General features: G+C 68.5%; 14 protein-coding genes and 1 riboswitch. Of the genes, 8 read left to right on the top strand and 6 right to left on the bottom strand.

Features of this window, described 5'->3' with window-relative positions; all coding sequences use genetic code 11:
- Positions 1 to 110: 110 nt before the first annotated feature.
- The 3 genes from ACWEH3_RS01625 to ACWEH3_RS01615 all read left to right on the top strand — a co-directional run bounded on the left by ACWEH3_RS01625 (position 111) and on the right by ACWEH3_RS01615 (position 4,404).
- Positions 111 to 1,400 carry an adenylosuccinate synthase gene (locus ACWEH3_RS01625; protein WP_450015332.1) on the top strand — a complete coding sequence of 430 codons (1,290 nt, stop codon included), beginning with the start codon at positions 111 to 113 and terminating at the stop codon, positions 1,398 to 1,400.
- A 116-nt stretch (positions 1,401 to 1,516) separates the two neighbouring features.
- A complete protein-coding gene (locus ACWEH3_RS01620; RefSeq protein ID WP_450015334.1) occupies positions 1,517 to 4,123 on the top strand; it encodes a LuxR C-terminal-related transcriptional regulator in 2,607 nt (868 codons plus the stop codon).
- Positions 4,120 to 4,404, top strand: coding sequence for a hypothetical protein (locus ACWEH3_RS01615; RefSeq protein ID WP_450015336.1), 285 nt, complete (start codon positions 4,120 to 4,122; stop codon positions 4,402 to 4,404). The genes ACWEH3_RS01620 and ACWEH3_RS01615 overlap by 4 nt, the downstream gene beginning before the upstream one ends.
- Before the next feature lie 11 nt (positions 4,405 to 4,415).
- Here ACWEH3_RS01615 and ACWEH3_RS01610 read toward each other — a convergent pair whose 3' ends face one another.
- The 3 genes from ACWEH3_RS01610 to ACWEH3_RS01600 form a co-directional block, all read right to left on the bottom strand.
- Positions 4,416 to 5,252: an alpha/beta fold hydrolase gene (locus ACWEH3_RS01610; RefSeq protein WP_450015338.1), complete on the bottom strand. Its 837-nt coding sequence runs from the start codon at positions 5,250 to 5,252 to the stop codon at positions 4,416 to 4,418.
- A 146-nt stretch (positions 5,253 to 5,398) separates the two neighbouring features.
- Complete coding sequence (locus ACWEH3_RS01605) at positions 5,399 to 6,025, bottom strand: methylated-DNA--[protein]-cysteine S-methyltransferase (RefSeq protein WP_450015340.1); 627 nt, start codon at positions 6,023 to 6,025, stop codon at positions 5,399 to 5,401.
- A 50-nt stretch (positions 6,026 to 6,075) separates the two neighbouring features.
- On the bottom strand, positions 6,076 to 6,327 hold the full coding sequence (locus ACWEH3_RS01600) for a hypothetical protein (protein WP_452358247.1): 252 nt from the start codon (positions 6,325 to 6,327) through the stop codon (positions 6,076 to 6,078).
- A 30-nt stretch (positions 6,328 to 6,357) separates the two neighbouring features.
- Between ACWEH3_RS01600 and yczR the strand changes: the two genes are divergently transcribed.
- A complete protein-coding gene (gene yczR / locus ACWEH3_RS01595) occupies positions 6,358 to 7,863 on the top strand; it encodes a MocR-like transcription factor YczR (RefSeq protein WP_450015344.1) in 1,506 nt (501 codons plus the stop codon).
- A gap of 314 nt (positions 7,864 to 8,177) precedes the next feature.
- Here the strand turns inward: yczR and ACWEH3_RS01590 are convergent, their stop codons facing one another.
- Positions 8,178 to 9,275, bottom strand: coding sequence for a CaiB/BaiF CoA transferase family protein (locus tag ACWEH3_RS01590; protein ID WP_355071553.1), 1,098 nt, complete (start codon positions 9,273 to 9,275; stop codon positions 8,178 to 8,180).
- Positions 9,276 to 9,441: 166 nt separating this feature from the next.
- Here ACWEH3_RS01590 and ACWEH3_RS01585 point away from each other — a divergent pair, with 166 nt between their 5' ends.
- Positions 9,442 to 9,939: a DUF456 domain-containing protein gene (locus ACWEH3_RS01585; RefSeq protein ID WP_450015346.1), complete on the top strand. Its 498-nt coding sequence runs from the start codon at positions 9,442 to 9,444 to the stop codon at positions 9,937 to 9,939.
- Positions 9,940 to 9,942: 3 nt separating this feature from the next.
- Here the strand turns inward: ACWEH3_RS01585 and ACWEH3_RS01580 are convergent, their stop codons facing one another.
- On the bottom strand, positions 9,943 to 10,818 hold the full coding sequence (locus ACWEH3_RS01580) for an amidohydrolase family protein (RefSeq protein WP_450015348.1): 876 nt from the start codon (positions 10,816 to 10,818) through the stop codon (positions 9,943 to 9,945).
- A gap of 84 nt (positions 10,819 to 10,902) precedes the next feature.
- Positions 10,903 to 12,366, bottom strand: a complete 1,464-nt coding sequence (locus tag ACWEH3_RS01575) for an FAD-dependent oxidoreductase (RefSeq protein WP_356962821.1) — start codon at positions 12,364 to 12,366, stop codon at positions 10,903 to 10,905.
- Positions 12,367 to 12,744: 378 nt separating this feature from the next.
- On the opposite strand from ACWEH3_RS01575, the gene ACWEH3_RS01570 reads away from it, so the two are divergent.
- The 3 genes from ACWEH3_RS01570 to ACWEH3_RS01560 all read left to right on the top strand — a co-directional run bounded on the left by ACWEH3_RS01570 (position 12,745) and on the right by ACWEH3_RS01560 (position 15,016).
- The gene (locus tag ACWEH3_RS01570; protein ID WP_450015351.1) at positions 12,745 to 13,194 is read left to right on the top strand and encodes an Rv0361 family membrane protein; all 450 of its coding nucleotides are present in this window, start codon (positions 12,745 to 12,747) and stop codon (positions 13,192 to 13,194) included.
- Between the two features lie 63 nt (positions 13,195 to 13,257).
- A riboswitch (SAM riboswitch) is annotated at positions 13,258 to 13,374 on the top strand.
- Positions 13,375 to 13,388: 14 nt separating this feature from the next.
- On the top strand, positions 13,389 to 13,805 hold the full coding sequence (locus ACWEH3_RS01565; protein WP_450015353.1) for a rhodanese-like domain-containing protein: 417 nt from the start codon (positions 13,389 to 13,391) through the stop codon (positions 13,803 to 13,805).
- Entirely contained in the window at positions 13,802 to 15,016 is a 1,215-nt protein-coding gene (locus ACWEH3_RS01560) for an O-succinylhomoserine sulfhydrylase (RefSeq protein ID WP_450015355.1), read from the top strand. Before ACWEH3_RS01565 ends, ACWEH3_RS01560 begins: the two co-directional genes overlap by 4 nt.
- The last annotated feature ends 9 nt before the right edge of the window (positions 15,017 to 15,025 follow it).

Genomic DNA, 15,025 nt, shown 5'->3' with positions numbered 1-15,025 from the left:
GCGATGCCGCCGGGGACGGGTCGGCTAGACTGTGCTTCCGGCCACCGCCTCAGTACGGCAGGTAGCTGCAACACACCAGTGTTGCCTGTCGAACCGTAGGAGACACGACCATGCCGGCAATCGTCCTGATCGGCGCCCAGTGGGGCGACGAGGGGAAGGGCAAAGCAACCGATCTGCTCGGTGGTCGGGTGAACTGGGTGGTCCGGTACCAGGGCGGCAACAACGCGGGTCACACCGTGGTGCTGCCCAACGGCGACAACTTCGCCCTGCACCTGATCCCCTCCGGCATCCTGACCCCGGGCGTGACGAATGTCATCGGCAACGGTGTAGTCGTGGATCCCGGCGTGCTGCTGGACGAGCTGGCGGGGCTGGAGCAGCGGGGCGTCGACACCTCCGGGCTGCTGCTCTCGGCCGACGCGCACTTGATCATGCCGTACCACGTGGCCATCGATAAGGTCACCGAACGCTTCCTCGGCAACAAGAAGATCGGCACCACCGGCCGTGGGATCGGGCCGTGCTACCAGGACAAGGTGGCGCGCGTCGGCGTGCGCGTCGCGGACGTGCTGGACGAGAAGATCCTCACCCAGAAGGTCGAGGCGGCGCTCGAGTTCAAGAATCAGGTGCTGGTCAAGATCTACAACCGCCGCGCGCTGGATCCACAGCAGGTGGTGGACGAGGTGCTGACCCAGGCGGACAGCTTCAAGCACCGGATCGCCGACACCAGGCTGAAGCTGAACCTCGCGCTCGAGCGTGGTGAGACGGTGCTGCTGGAGGGTTCGCAGGGCACCTTGCTCGACGTCGACCACGGCACCTACCCGTACGTCACGTCGTCGAACCCGACCTCGGGCGGCGCGGCGGTCGGCGCGGGCATCGGACCCAACAAGATCAACACGGTGCTCGGCATCCTGAAGTCCTACACCACCCGGGTCGGTTCCGGACCGTTCCCGACCGAGCTGTTCGACGAGTTCGGCGCCTACCTGGCCAAGACCGGCGGCGAGGTCGGCGTCACCACCGGGCGCGCCCGCCGCTGCGGCTGGTTCGACGCGGTGATCGCGCGCTACGCCACCCGGGTCAACGGCATCACCGACTACTTCCTCACCAAACTGGACGTTCTTTCCAGTCTCGAGACGGTGCCGATCTGCGTCGCCTATGAGATCGACGGCGAGCGGGTCGAGCAAATGCCGACCACGCAGACCGAATTCCATCACGCGAAGCCGATTTTCGAGCAAATGCCCGGTTGGTGGGAGGACATTTCCGGCGCGCGTACCTTCGAGGAGCTGCCCGCCAACGCCCAGGCGTACGTGTTGCGTTTGGAGGAGCTGTCCGGCGCCAGGATTTCTTGCATCGGCGTGGGTCCCGGGCGGGATCAGACCATCGTCCGGCACGACGTACTCGGCTAGAACCTGTTCGAATTCCGCGTGGGCCAGCGGAAATTCGGCAAGATCACCAGAAATTCGCCATATCTATCGTGCTCGCTCGGCTTCGATCATGATCGGTGAAGAACTACAGTTAGAGCATGGCTCGGAACTGGCCGATGATCGAGCGCGAGAGCGAATTCGAGGCGATCCGTGCGGCGCTGACCGGTCCGGAGCACGTCGGCGTGGTACTGACCGGTGACGCGGGGGTGGGCAAGACCACCCTTGCCCGGCATGCCACCTCCGCGATCGGCGGCAATGTCCGCTGGGTGGCGGGCACCGAGTCGGCGCGCAGCATTCCGCTGGGGGTGTTCGCGCATATGGTCGGCGTCTATACGGCGCACGATCCGGTCACGTTCATGTCGGCGGCGCGCGAGGCGTTGCTCGCCGACGGGAACACGGTGATCGGGGTCGACGACGCGCATCTGCTGGATCAGCTCTCCGCCACGCTGCTGCTGCAACTGGCCATCGACAAAGCCGCCCACATCGTCGTCACCGTGCGTAGCGGAGTCCCGGTGCCGGACGCGGTCACCTCCTTGTGGAAAGACGGCCATCTGACGCGCATCGACCTGCGCCCCTTCACCCAGCGCCAGAGCGTCGAACTGGTGGAATCGATGCTCGGTGGGCAACTGGAGGGGTTCACCGCCAATCTGATGTGGGAATCCTCCGCCGGAAACGCGTTGTTCCTGCGGCATTTGGTCGAGGGTGCGCTGGAGGCGGGCACGCTGCGTCAGGTCAACGGCGTGTGGCAACTGCGTGGGCGCGCGGCGGTGACCTCGGAGCTGGCCGCGCTGCTGGAAGACCGCGTCGAGCAGTTGCCCGAGCCGGTGCTGCGGGTGCTGGAACTGCTGACTTTCTGCGAACCGATCGATCTCGACGTCCTCGCCGAATTGGCGGGCGAGGACGCGGTGGAAGCCGCCGAAACGCGCGGGGTGATCCGGGTGGTGGAGAATTCCCAAGATCTGATCGTGCGCTACAACCACCCGCTGTTCGGTGAGGTGATCCGCCGCAGGCTCGGCATCGCCTCGGCGCGGCGTTTGCGCGGCAGGTTGTATTCGTCGCTCAAGGACCGCCGGATAAACTCCGCCGCCGACCGCATCCGCCTGGCCGAATTGGCGCTGGACAGTGATAAATCCGCGGATCTGGAATTGTTCGAGGCGGCGGCGGCCGACGCGATCGGATTGGCGAATCTGCCGCTGGGCGAGCGCTTCGCCCGCGCCGCGGTGGAGCGGCGCGGCGGCGTGGAGGCCGCCGACCTGCTGGCGCGCGCCCTGCTGTGGCAGGGTCACCGGATCGAGGCCGAGCGCACCCTCGCCAGCTTCGATCCCGACCAACTCGACGAGGTGCAGCTGGCGCGCTGGGGCAGCACCAGGGTGGCGAACCTGTTGTGGGCCATGGGCGATGCCGATCGCGCCGACGAGGTGCTGAAGCTGGTGCGCGCGAAGGTGCGGCATCCGAAGATCGCGGCCATCTTCACCGGCCTGGCGTCGGCGAGTCTGGTCAACGAGAACCGGGTCGACGACGCGATCGCCGAGGCGGAGACGGTGATGTCCGCCGACGGCGCACCGCCGTGGGCGGTGTGGTGGGCGTCGTTCGGCGGCGGCCTGGCGTCGGCGTTGATGGGCAAGGGTGAGGCGGCCAGGCAGTACGCGGCCCGCGGGCACGAGGTGGAAGCGCACATCGACGGGCTCAACCGCTTCATGTCCACGCACGCCGAGGTGCTCGCCCTGACCTTCGCCGGCGATCTCGAGGCCGCGCGGCGCTGCGCCGGGGCATTCGTCGGCTTCTCCTCGCCGGGCCAGTATCTGGCCTGGGGCATGTCGAAGATCCTGCAAGGAACCGTCGATGTGGCGCAGGGCCGGTTCCTGGACGGCATCGAGAATCTGGAACAGGCACTGGCCGCATTGGCCGCGGAGGGCGCGGCCGCGTGGATGTTCCCCGCGCGAATCCGTCTGGCGGAGGCGTATTCGGCACTCGGGCGGGCCGGCGATGCCTCCGAGTCGATCGCGCACGCCACCGCGCGGGGCGGCAGGCACAGTGCCGTGTACGAACCGCAGCTGGAAGTGGCGCGCGCTTGGCTGGCCGCCGCCGAAGGAACTGTCTCGCCTGCCATCCGCATCGCGGTGGGCGCCGCCGACGCGGCCGCGCGTTCGCATCAGCACGCCATCGAGGCCATGGCGCTGCACACCGCGGCCCGCTTCGGCGACCATTCCGTCTCCGGACGACTGGCGGAACTGGCCGAGCGAGTGGAAGGACGGCTGGTACAGGCGCAGGCTCGGCACGCGGTGGCGCTCGCCGACCACGACGGACCCGGGCTGGACTCGGTCGCCGCCGAATTCGAGCGCATCGGCGCGCTGTTGTCGGCCGCCGACGCCGCGGCGCAGGCCGCATCGGCCCACGAGCGAGCCGGGGATCGGCGCAAGTTGCTGGAGTCCGCCGCCACCGCCAACCGGCTCGCCGCCGCCTGCGGCGGAGCGAGCACCCCCGCGCTGCGGCAGGCCGCGCAACCCTTGCCCTTGACCGCGCGGGAACGGGAGATCGCCAACCTCGTCGCCGCGGGCCTGTCCAACCGGCAGATCGCCGACCGGCTCACCGTCTCGGTGCGCACCGTCGAAGGCCATCTCTACCGGGCCTGCATCAAGATGGACGTCACCGATCGCGAGTCCCTGGGCGCGCTGATGCGCGGCGAGTCCGGGAGCGGAAAATGAGGTTGCGTGCGGCCGCGGTGATCGCTGCCACGGCGGCGGGTCTGCTCTTGGCCGCCGGGTGCTCGGACGGGCAGCCGCAACCGGTCACCAGTTCCGCGCGTCCCTCGGCGACGGTGGCGACGAAGACCGAGACGCCGCAGGAGCGCAACGCCCGGATCAGGCAGAAATTGATCGAACTCGGCTGCTCGACGAACGTCTGCATCCAGACGTACTTCGGCTGCGAGGACGGCTACATCACCGGGGACGCGTGCGAATTCTTCCGTGCGCATCCCTTGCGCTGAGCCGCCGCGTACTACCCGGCGGGCTGCTCGGCGCCGGTAAGGAACGAACCCGCGACGGGGGCGAGAAGCCCGATGTTCGGATTGTGGCTGAGCCGGGGAATCTCCCGGAAGACGGCATCGGGAAGTGCGGCGGCGATGGCGCGGGCTCCCTTCCGCAGTAGCGCGTCGGATTTGCCGCCGGCGATGACCAGGGTGGGAACACCGACTCCGGACCAGTCCGCGGGCCGCAGCGGCTCGCCGCGCATGAAGTCGCGCATCACAGCCCAGTCGTGCGCGGTGGAGGGAGCGGTGGCGCACAAGTCTTTCCAGAAGGGGGTGAATCGCATGACGGCGGCCATCACACGCGGGAGTCCCATGGCTTTGGTCATGTAGAACCGAACGGTGTCCCCGCGAGAATCCGCGGCGATCAGTTCGTGCAGGCGCGCCTCCAGATCGGCCTCTGGTACGAACCCTTCCCGGTCGACCACGAATGGCGGCTCGAACGCGACGACTTTCGTGATGCCCTTCACTCGGCCGGACTCGGCGGCCCGTAGCGCGAGCGCGGCGCCCGAGGACCACCCGAACAACGCCGCCGTACCGCCCGCGGCCTCGATCAAAGCGGCGATGTCATCGATCTCGCGGTCGACGTCGTAGACACCGGGCGAATCCGTGCTGTCGCCGCGGCCGCGTCGGTCGTAATTGATCACCGTCAATCGGTGCTGCTCGGCGAGTGCCGCGGCCAACTCGACCATCTTGGGGAATTTCCGGAAACCGAAGGCGCCGCCGATCAAGATCACGACTCCGTTGTCGCCGCCGACTTGCCGATCGAACGCGATCACGGTGCCATCGGTCGATGTCACAGCCTCCATGGCCAGCTCACTTTCGTTCCGGATCGGCGGGTGTCGCCGATGTCTCGCTCATAGGACGATGCGAACTGAGCGAATTCATCGGTCCGTTGGCGTATCCATGACTCCGAGACCAGGACCTGGGCGCCGCACCGGTCGGGCGTGGTCGCTCAGAACAAGGTGGGCTCGCCGAATCCCGGTGTGCGCTCGATGGTCAGTAGACGCTGCTTGGTGTCGATGCCGCCGGGGGCGGAGAAGCCGTGCAGGGCGTGGTCGGCGGCGAGTACACGGTGGCACGGGATGATCAACGGGATCGGGTTGCGACCCAAGGCCTGGCCGACCGCCTGAGCGCCGCCTGGCGCGCCCACGCGATGGGCGACCTGGCCGTAACTGAGGGTGTGGCCTGGGTCGATGGCACGTGTGACGGTGTAGACGGCGCGGTGGAACTCCGGAATTCCACTGGTGTCAACGGCAATCCACCGCAGGTCGTCGAGTTCCCCCGTGAGGTGCGCGCGGATGCCCGCGATCGCCTCGGCAATGGCTTCGGTGGGTGGCTGCTCATGAAGCTTCTCGCCCGCGCGAGCGCGGGTGATGCGCGCTCGGGTGGCCGCGGGGCTCGCCTCCGGAAGTTGGAATCGGATCACCCCTGCGCTGCTCCATGCGATCGCGCAGCAGCCGATCGCGGTATCGAACAGCGTCGCCGCGACCGGGCCGTACGGTGTGGGACGGCCGGAGGCCACGGGCTCGGTGGCTTCGTTCGCCGGAGGATCGGTGGCGAGGCGAGTGGCGTCACTCATGAGCCAAGTCTGCACCGCGGGACCGACAAGTTCGCAATTAGCAGTCCAGTTTAGCGGAACTGGCCTTGGTGCGGTGCGTCGCCACGGCCGTAGATCGCCGCGAGATCGGAGTATCGCCGCTGGTGGTCGTAGTACGAGAGGGGTTGGTCGGACATCGGCGTACCGGGGTGGAAGCGTTCGAGGCGGAAGGTGCGCGTGTCGCGTTCCGGCGCGAATCGGTAGATCAGGGAGCCGAGCAAGGCGGCCAGGAGCAGGGTGGCGAGCATCATGTCCGTCAGGGTGCGCGCCACTGGCCTTGCCAATAAATATCCAATCGTCCGATACTGGACCGTATGGCGACAAGAGTGATCGGCGCGGGCAGCCTGGCTCGCGATCTGGGCCATTGGCGGCACGCGCACGACGGCGATCCGGATTCGGCCGGGCGGCGCTCCAGTCGCCCGGCCTACTTGGCACTCGCCGAAGGAATCCGGCTGCTGATCCACGACGGGCGCGCGCCGCTGGGTGTCGCCTTGCCCAGCGAACGGGATCTCGCCGGCACCCTCGGGGTCAGTCGCACCACCATCACCTCCACCTACGCGCTGTTGCGCGAGCACGGCTACCTGATCAGCCGCCAGGGCTCGCGCAGCACGGTGGCCCTGCCCCGCGACGTGCAGCACGACGGCGTCAAGCCGGCGCGGAGCATCCTGGCCATGATGGGCTCGCCCGAATTGCCCACCGTCGACATGACCTATGCCGCCATGGCCGCTCCGCTGGAGATGCAGGACGCGTATTCGGCTGCCCTGGAGGGCATTCCCGCCTACCTCGGCACGCACGGCATGGACCCGGTCGGTGTGCTGGCACTGCGTGAGGCGATCGCCCGCCGCTACACCGCGCGCGGGCTGCCGACCGAGCCCGATCAGATCCTGGTCACCCTCGGCGCTCAGCACGGCCTGCGCCTGCTGCTGAACGTGCTCACCGCGCCCGCGGCCCGCGTGCTCATCGACCACCCGACCTACCCGAACGCCATCGAGGCGATCCGCGACGTCGGCGCCCGGCCGGTGCCGGTGCCGCTGCGCCCGGAGGACCCGGCGGGCGGCTGGGATCTCGACGGCGTCCGCAGTGCCGCGCGGCAGACCGCGGCCAGCCTGGCCTATCTGGTGCCGGACTACAACAACCCGACCGGCCTGCTGCTCGACGCCGAGGGCCGCGCCGAACTGGCCGCCATCGCCAGGGACACCAGGATGACCATCGTGATCGACGAGTCCATGGCGGATCTCGGGCTCGGTGCGGACAACCCGCCGCCGCCGGTCGCCGCTTTCGCCAAGGGATCCGAGATCGTGACCATCGGCTCGGCCTCGAAATCGTTCTGGGGCGGTCTGCGCGTCGGCTGGATCCGGACCAACCAGGCGCTGATCACCAAGCTGCTCGGCATCCGCTCCACGGTCGACCTCGGCACCCCCGTCATGGACCAGTTGGCCACCGTGCACCTGCTCGAGCACGCGGAGGTGATCCTCGACCGGCGCCGGGATCAATTGCGTTCGCAGCGTGCCGCGCTGCTCGACGCGCTCGCCGAAGAACTGCCGGACTGGCGCGTCACCGTCGGCGCGGGGGGCATGTCGGTGTGGGCGCAGCTGCCGACCTCGGTTTCCACGGCGCTGGCGGCCACGGCTCCCAACCATGGCGTATTGCTGGCCGCCGGGCCACGATTCGGCGTGCAAGGCGCGTTCGAACGGTTCCTGCGGCTGCCGTTCACCCACCAGGAACCCGAATTGCGTTTGGCGGTCAAGGCCATCGCGTCCGCCTATGTGGCGCTCACGCCACGCGCCGCCGACCCGTTGACACCGTTGACCTGCTACTGAGGCGATTTCGTCGCTGGGGAGAGCCTCCGCCGGCGGTATGTCCCCTCCGAGCACCGCCGAGCACGATCGGCCGGCCACCCCTCGGGGCTGGCCCTCGTCGTGCTCGGGCGGTGTGCAGAAGCTCGCACGGCGCGGAGGCCTCCAGCTCGAGCAGCGGTCAAGGAGCGGACCGGACGAGGTTCGCGATTCTCGAAAGCCACCTGCTCGCGGACAGTATGGCAGGCCCGGTGCCGAACTGTCGAACCGGTTGGTATGTTACAAGTTTCAATTACCAGCCGCGAAGCGGGGTGGCGCCATGCCACCCCGCTCGGCGCTCAGTCGGCCCAGACCGTCTCGATCGGGGTGGCGGTGGTGGGCGGCGGGGTCGGAATCCCGTTCGGAGTGCGGGAGAATCGCGGCGCGGGGGCGTGCTGGGTGATGTCGTCGAGCTCCAGCAGCGAGCCGCGCGCCGCGATGTGCTCGTTTCGCGTCGCCTCGTCGAATGTCAGCACGGGAGACACGCACGCGTCGGTGCCGACGAAGATCTCGGCCCATTCGTCCCGGGTCTTGGTCCGGAAACGTTCGGCGAAGAGCTTTTTCAGCGTTTCCTGACCGGCGGGGTCGAGCTGGAAGGGCAGGCCGTCCGCCTCGATCTCCAGCCCGGCGAGCAACTGGGCGTAGAACTGCGGTTCGATCGCGCCCACTGCCATGTACTTGCCGTCGGAGGTTTCGTAGGTGTCGTAGAACGACATTCCGGTGTCGAGCAGGTTCACGCCACGCTCATCGGACCAGGCGCCCGCGCCGCGCATGCCCCAGATCATGTGCGAAAGGGCAAGGGCGCCATCGACCATGGCCGCGTCGATCACCTGGCCCTTGCCGGACTGCTGCCGCTCGACCAGCGCGGCGAGGATGCCGAACACCAGGAACATCGAGCCGCCGCCGAAATCGCCGACCATGTTCAGCGGCGGGACCGGGCGTTCGCCCTTACGGCCGATGGCGTGCAGCACGCCGGTGATGGAGATGTAGTTGATGTCGTGTCCGGCGCGATCGGCCAGCGGGCCCTCCTGACCCCAGCCGGTCATCCGTCCGTAGACCAGGCGCGGGTTGCGGGCGAGCGCGTCGTCCGGGCCGATGCCGAGCCGCTCGGTGACGCCGGGGCGGAAGCCCTCGATCAGCACATCCGCCTTCTCGACGAGGCCGAGGACCTTCTCGATGTCGGCGGGGTCCTTGAGGTTGGCCTCGACGATGGTCCGGCCGCGCAGCTGCGGACGGTCGAACCCGCCCGGCAGCTGGCCCGCACGCTGCACCCGCACCACGTCGGCGCCCAGATCGGCGAGCAGCAGCGCGGCGTGCGGACCGGGACCGATCCCGGCCAGCTCGATGACCTTGATGCCCGCGAGCGGGCCCTGCTTGGCGGTGGATGGAGTGCTCACGCCCTACCTCGGTTCGTCGTTGATCCAGCGCACCGGCGGCCCGGCGCGTCCTCCCGAACGCGGCCGGGAGGGATGTATTGACAGTATGACAATAACGTCGGGGTCGGATGGACGACGGGTTCGACGACGAGTCGCCCGTTCGGCCGCCCGGTCCTAGGCTGCACGTGTGCAAGCGCTTTCTGATCAGGGGTGGTACAACCTTCTCGCCGGTCTCGCGATTCTGGTCGGTCTGGTCGGCATCGTCGTGCCGATCCTGCCTGGCGTCATCCTGATCTTCGCGGCCATCGCCGTCTGGGCCTTTCTCACCGGGGGCGCCACGGCCTGGGCGGTTTTCGCGATCAGCACGGTGCTGCTGGTGCTCTCCGGCGTCGTCAAATACACCTGGCCGGGACGCAGGATGAAAGACGCGGGAGTGTCCAACCGCGCGGTCCTGCTCGGCGCGCTACTCGGCGTCATCGGCTTCTTCGTGATTCCGGTGATCGGCCTGTTCGTGGGCTTCGTTCTCGGCGTTTATCTTTGGGAACTCCAGCGGCTGCGCGTCAACCGGGAGGCGTGGCAGGCGACCGTGCACGCGTTGAAGGGCGTCGGACTGTCCATCCTGATCGAACTCTTCGGCGCGTTGCTCGCAACAGGTGTGTGGCTCGCCGGTGTGTTCGCCGTCTGAGCGCTACCTATCGATGGCGGGGAACGGGATCGTGTCGCCCGCGCGGCTTCCCGGGAGTTCGTCGCGGCGCAGCCGGAGGGTCGGCGGTTCGGGCCGGTACAGCGGCAGCGTGGGGGCCGGCCCCTCGCGGACGACGCGCTCGCGGGCCGGGAGTCGATAGAACGCGCGCGCGTTGTCCTCCAGCACCGCGTACATGTCGGTGCCCACCACGTCGCAGAGCAGATCCACGTCCGAGTCCCGGAACGGACGTCCGGCTCGGGTACCGGGCAAATCGGTGCCGAACATGAGGGCTTCCGGATTCACCGCGTGCACGCGGCGCAGCGTGTCGGCGACGTTCATCGCGACCCGGCCGAAACCGGTCGCCTTGACCTTGGCTCCGCGGTCGACCAGATCCAGCAGGAATGGCAGCCCTTCGGCGGACATGCCCAGATGGTCGACCGACAGCGCGGGCAGCTTGGAGATGACCGGTTGCAACGAGGCCAGCATCGTGCCGTCGATGTAGACCTCGACGTGCCAGCCGGCCAGTTCGTACGCGCGCAGCGCCTGCAACGTCATTCCGGCGATGTCGGTGGCCGCGCGCTTGAGGTTGAAACGCAGTGCTCGCACACCGATCCGGTCCAGTTCGAGGATCTCCTCGTCGGAGGCGTCCAGATCGAGCCGGGTGACGCCGACCCAGCCCTCGCCGAGCTCGGCGAGGGCGGCCTTCAGGTAGGTCTGGTCCGTGCCCTGGAACGACCCGCTGACCACGGCGCCGCCGCTGACGTCGTAGCGCGCCATGCGCTTCCGGTAATCGGCGATGGTGAACGGGTCGGGCAGGTAGCCCTCGTTCTCGGCCAGCGGAAACCGCGGGTCGAAAATGTGCAGGTGGGCATCGAACACTTGTACAGAATGCCTCAGGGTCGGATTTTCCGCTGCCACAGCAGGGGTGTCGCGATGGCGGCGGAGGCGGTCACTGCGGGGTGATCAGACCTTGTGGGGTTCGCTGGCGCGCAGCATGTCCTCGCGTTCGACGACCTTGACGCGCTCGCGGCCCTCCGGCTCACCGAGGGAGCGTTCGTGCGCGTCGAGGCGGTACCAACCGGCCCAGGTGGTGAATGGGATGCCCTTGCCTTCGAGGAATTCGATGACGGCCTCGGGGTCGGGCCGCTCGGCCGGGGTGAAGCCGGGAGCGTCGTCCAGCAGGCAGGCGATGGTCTCGTTGGCGTCGCCCTTGGTGTGGCCGATCAGGCCGACCGGGCCGCGCTTGATCCAGCCGGTGACGTAGGTGGCGGGCAGGTAGCGCGCGGCGCCGTCGGCGTTCTCGTCGACGAGCACGCGGCCCGCTTCGTTCGGCACGGTGCCCGCCTGGTCGTCGAACGGCAGGTTGGTCAAGTTCTGCGACAGGTAGCCGACGGCGCGGTACACCGCCTGCACGTCCCAGTCCTTGAACACGCCGGTGCCCTTGACGTTGCCGGTGCCGTCGAGCTCGGTGCGCTCGGTGCGCAGGCCGACGACCTTGCCGTTCTCGCCGAGAATTTCGGCGGGGGATTCGAAGAAGTGCAGGAACAGCTTGTGCGGCCGGTCGCCCGCGTCGCGGATGGCCCACTGCTCGAGCGTGTTGGCGACCATGTCGACCTGCTTGGAGTGACGGCGCGCGGCTTCGGAGCCTTCGTCGTAGTCGATGTCCTCGGGGTCGACGATGACCTCGATCGTGGGCGAATGGTCGAGCTCGCGCAGTTCCAGCGGGGTGAACTTGGCCTGCGCGGGACCGCGGCGGCCGAAGACGTGCACCTCGACGGCCTTGTTGGCCACCAGGCCCTTGTAGACGTTCGGCGGGATCTCGGTCGGCAGCAGTTCGTCGCCGGTCTTGGCCAGCACGCGGGCGACGTCGAGGGCGACGTTGCCGACGCCCAGGACGGCGACCTTCTCCGCCTCCAGCGGCCAGGTGCGGGGGACGTCGGGGTGGCCGTCGTACCAGGAGACGAAGTCGGCGGCGCCGTAGGAGCCGTCGAGGTCGATGCCGGGGATCGGCAGGGCGCGGTCGGCGTTGGCGCCGGTGGAGAAGATCACCGCGTCGTAGAAGGCCCGCAGGTCGTCGAGGGTTATGTCGGTGCCGTAGTCGATGTTGCCGAGCAGGCGCACCTGCGGCTTGTCGAGGACCTTGTGCAGGGCGGTGATGATGCCCTTGATGCGGGGGTGATCGGGTGCGACGCCATAGCGGATCAGGCCGAACGGCGCGGGCATGCGCTCGTAGAGGTCGATCGACACCTCGGCATCGGACTTCATCAAGGCGTCGGCGGCGTAGATCCCGGCCGGTCCGGCGCCCACGATCGCGATGCGGAGCGGGCGGGTCTTCGCGGTGTGCGCGTCAGGCCCGGAGGAGGAAGCCTGCGTCACCACGGAGGGCTCGCGGACACCGCCATCCTCTACTGCACTCTGTTCGGTCATCTCTTTACGCGCACCTTTATGGTCGAAACAATTAATGACGTCGGGCTTAGCTTAGGCTAAGTTGACGCACCGGCTCGGTCGCACCCGTCCGGTGCGGACGCCGGCGTTGCCGGCTCGTGGCTGCACGGTGCTCCATTCGCCGCGGCGTAGAGCTGCCGATTCGCTATGACAGCAGGCCGCCGTCCCGCGATTCTATCGGGATGGCCGACGCCGCCCCGCGTCGGTGCGTGAACTCGACGGACGCCATCGACAGCCACGATTGTCGCTTACCCGCTCGCGCGCGGTCTATCGTCGCCGCTCGCCCCGGGTCGGCGCCGCGCCGGGCTGTTGCCCGGGGCCGAGCGCTCGATACCCGCGCCGACCAGGGATCATCGAGCCATGACCGAACAGCAGCCGACCGCGGGCGAGGACGAGATCATCCGGGTCGATCAGACCGATAAACGCTCGGTGGTCCCCTTCGCCGCCGCCGCGGTGGTCGCGGCGATCGTGCTGATCGCGATCGTGCTCGGCGGTGTGCTGTCGCCCGCTGAGAAAAATGTCACAGACGCCGACCGCATCACGGCGGCCGTCCGCGATTTCGTGGACGGCTCCAACCGCAGCGACGCCGTACCGCCGCCCGGCACCGCGTGCCAGGGCTTCGACGCCGCCCACTCACCGCTGGCGGGCCAGGACGGCGCCGGAAAGCCCGTCGAGATCACGAAAATCGACTCGCCGATGGTGGACGGCGACCGGGGCAAGGCGACCGTCACCACGAAGGTGGGTGGGCAGGAGAAGACGACGACCTGGACTCTCACCAGGTCCGGCGACAAGTGGCTGGTATGCACGTGAGCGTTCGCGCAGGGTGCGACACGGTTTGACACGGTGACCCGGGTCGGTGCAATCTCAGTCGAAGGTCATGAGAACCAGTGTCAAGCCCCGGCATTGCTGGTCGGCAACCCTCCTCCGCGGTGGGGTGCTCCGGGTGACGACCTGGCGGCGCCCTGGTCCCGGGCGCGGCAAGTGCGGATTCGCAGGAGGTGCACATGAGTTATGCCGGTGACATCACCCCTCAGCAGGCTTGGGAGCTGCTGCGGGACAATCCGGAAGCCGTCCTGGTGGACGTGCGGACGGAAGCGGAATGGAGGTTCGTCGGCGTCCCCGACACGAGCCCGATCGAACGGCCGACCGTGCTGATCGAGTGGGTCGATTCCACGGGGGCGCGCAACGAGGCGTTCGTCGAGCAGCTGAAGCAAGCGCTCGACGGCCATGATCCCGAGGCTCCCGTCGTCTTCCTCTGTCGCTCCGGTCAGCGTTCGGTGGGCGCGGCGATCGCCGCCACCTCGGCGGGCTACCGCACCTCCTACAACGTGCTCGAGGGCTTCGAAGGCCCGCTCGACGAATTCGGGCATCGCGGCGGCTCCGGCTGGCGCGCCCTCGGATTGCCCTGGCGGCAGTCGTGATCACCGGCGGCGCGTTCGACAAGCCGCTGCCCGAGAGCGTCGGCCCCGCGACGCTCGGCGTGCGCGGCGGGCTGCGGCGCTCCGGTTTCGAGGAGACCGCCGAGGCGCTCTACCTCACCTCCGGCTTCGTCTACGAGAGCGCGGAGGCCGCCGAGGCCGCGTTCACCGGCGAGGTCGAACATTTCGTCTACTCCCGCTACGGCAACCCGACGGTGGCCATGTTCGAGGAGCGGATGCGCCTGCTCGACGGCGCCGAGGCGTGCTTCGCGACCGCGAGCGGCATGTCCGCGGTGTTCACCGCGCTGGGCGCGCTGCTGGGCGCGGGCGACCGGCTCGTCGCCGCGCGCAGCCTGTTCGGCTCGTGCTTCGTGGTGTGCAACGAGATACTGCCGCGCTGGGGCGTGGAGACCGTCTTCGTCGACGGCGAGGATCTCGACCAGTGGGAACAGGCGCTGTCCGTGCCCACTCAGGCGGTCTTCTTCGAGACGCCAGCCAATCCGATGCAGACGTTGGTCGACGTGCGGCGCGTGAGCGAGCTGGCGCACGCGGCGGGCGCGAAGGTCGTGCTGGACAACGTGTTCGCCACCCCGCTGCTGCAACGCGGCTTCGAACTCGGCGCCGACGTGGTGGTCTACTCGGGCACCAAGCACATCGATGGCCAAGGCCGCGTGCTGGGCGGCGCCATCCTGGGCGCCAAGGACTACATCGACGGCCCGGTCAAGACGCTGATGCGCCACACCGGCCCCGCGCTGAGCCCGTTCAACGCGTGGACGCTGCTCAAAGGCTTGGAGACGATGCCGCTGCGGGTGCGCCATTCGTCGGAGTCCGCGCTGCGCATCGCCCGCTTCCTGGAGAGCAACCCGGCCGTCAGCTGGGTGCGATACCCGTTCCTGGATTCGCATCCGCAGTCCGCGCTGGCCGCAAGCCAGATGAGCGGCGGCGGCACCGTGGTCACCTTCGAGTTGAACGCACCCGAGAACGAGGCGAAGAAGCGCGCGTTCGAAGTCCTGAACCGGTTGCGCATCGTCGACATCTCCAACAACCTCGGTGACGCCAAGTCCCTGATCACCCACCCCGCGACCACGACCCATCGCGCCATGGGCCCCGAAGGCCGGGCCACCATCGGCCTGTCCGACGGCGTCGTCCGCATCTCGGTGGGTCTGGAGGACGTGGAAGACCTGCTCCAGGATCTCGACCAAGCCCTCGCCTGAGCAGGGCTC

The organism is Nocardia sp. NPDC004718 (assembly GCF_053601535.1).
Note: the sequence above shows the minus strand (reverse complement) of the source record. Positions and strands in the feature narration are given on the sequence as shown.

Bases quoted from the DNA above. Each gene is read 5' to 3' on its own strand.
- ACWEH3_RS01610 (WP_450015338.1), bottom strand. From the start codon at position 5,252: ATGGAGGCTGTGACATCGACCGATGGCACCGTGATCGCGTTCGATCGG.
- ACWEH3_RS01615 (WP_450015336.1), top strand. From the start codon at position 4,120: ATGAGGTTGCGTGCGGCCGCGGTGATCGCTGCCACGGCGGCGGGTCTG.
- ACWEH3_RS01625 (WP_450015332.1), top strand. From the start codon at position 111: ATGCCGGCAATCGTCCTGATCGGCGCCCAGTGGGGCGACGAGGGGAAG.
- ACWEH3_RS01570 (WP_450015351.1), top strand. From the start codon at position 12,745: ATGACCGAACAGCAGCCGACCGCGGGCGAGGACGAGATCATCCGGGTC.
- ACWEH3_RS01565 (WP_450015353.1), top strand. From the start codon at position 13,389: ATGAGTTATGCCGGTGACATCACCCCTCAGCAGGCTTGGGAGCTGCTG.
- ACWEH3_RS01575 (WP_356962821.1), bottom strand. From the start codon at position 12,366: ATGACCGAACAGAGTGCAGTAGAGGATGGCGGTGTCCGCGAGCCCTCC.
- ACWEH3_RS01620 (WP_450015334.1), top strand. From the start codon at position 1,517: ATGGCTCGGAACTGGCCGATGATCGAGCGCGAGAGCGAATTCGAGGCG.
- ACWEH3_RS01605 (WP_450015340.1), bottom strand. From the start codon at position 6,025: ATGAGTGACGCCACTCGCCTCGCCACCGATCCTCCGGCGAACGAAGCC.
- yczR (WP_450015344.1), top strand. From the start codon at position 6,358: ATGGCGACAAGAGTGATCGGCGCGGGCAGCCTGGCTCGCGATCTGGGC.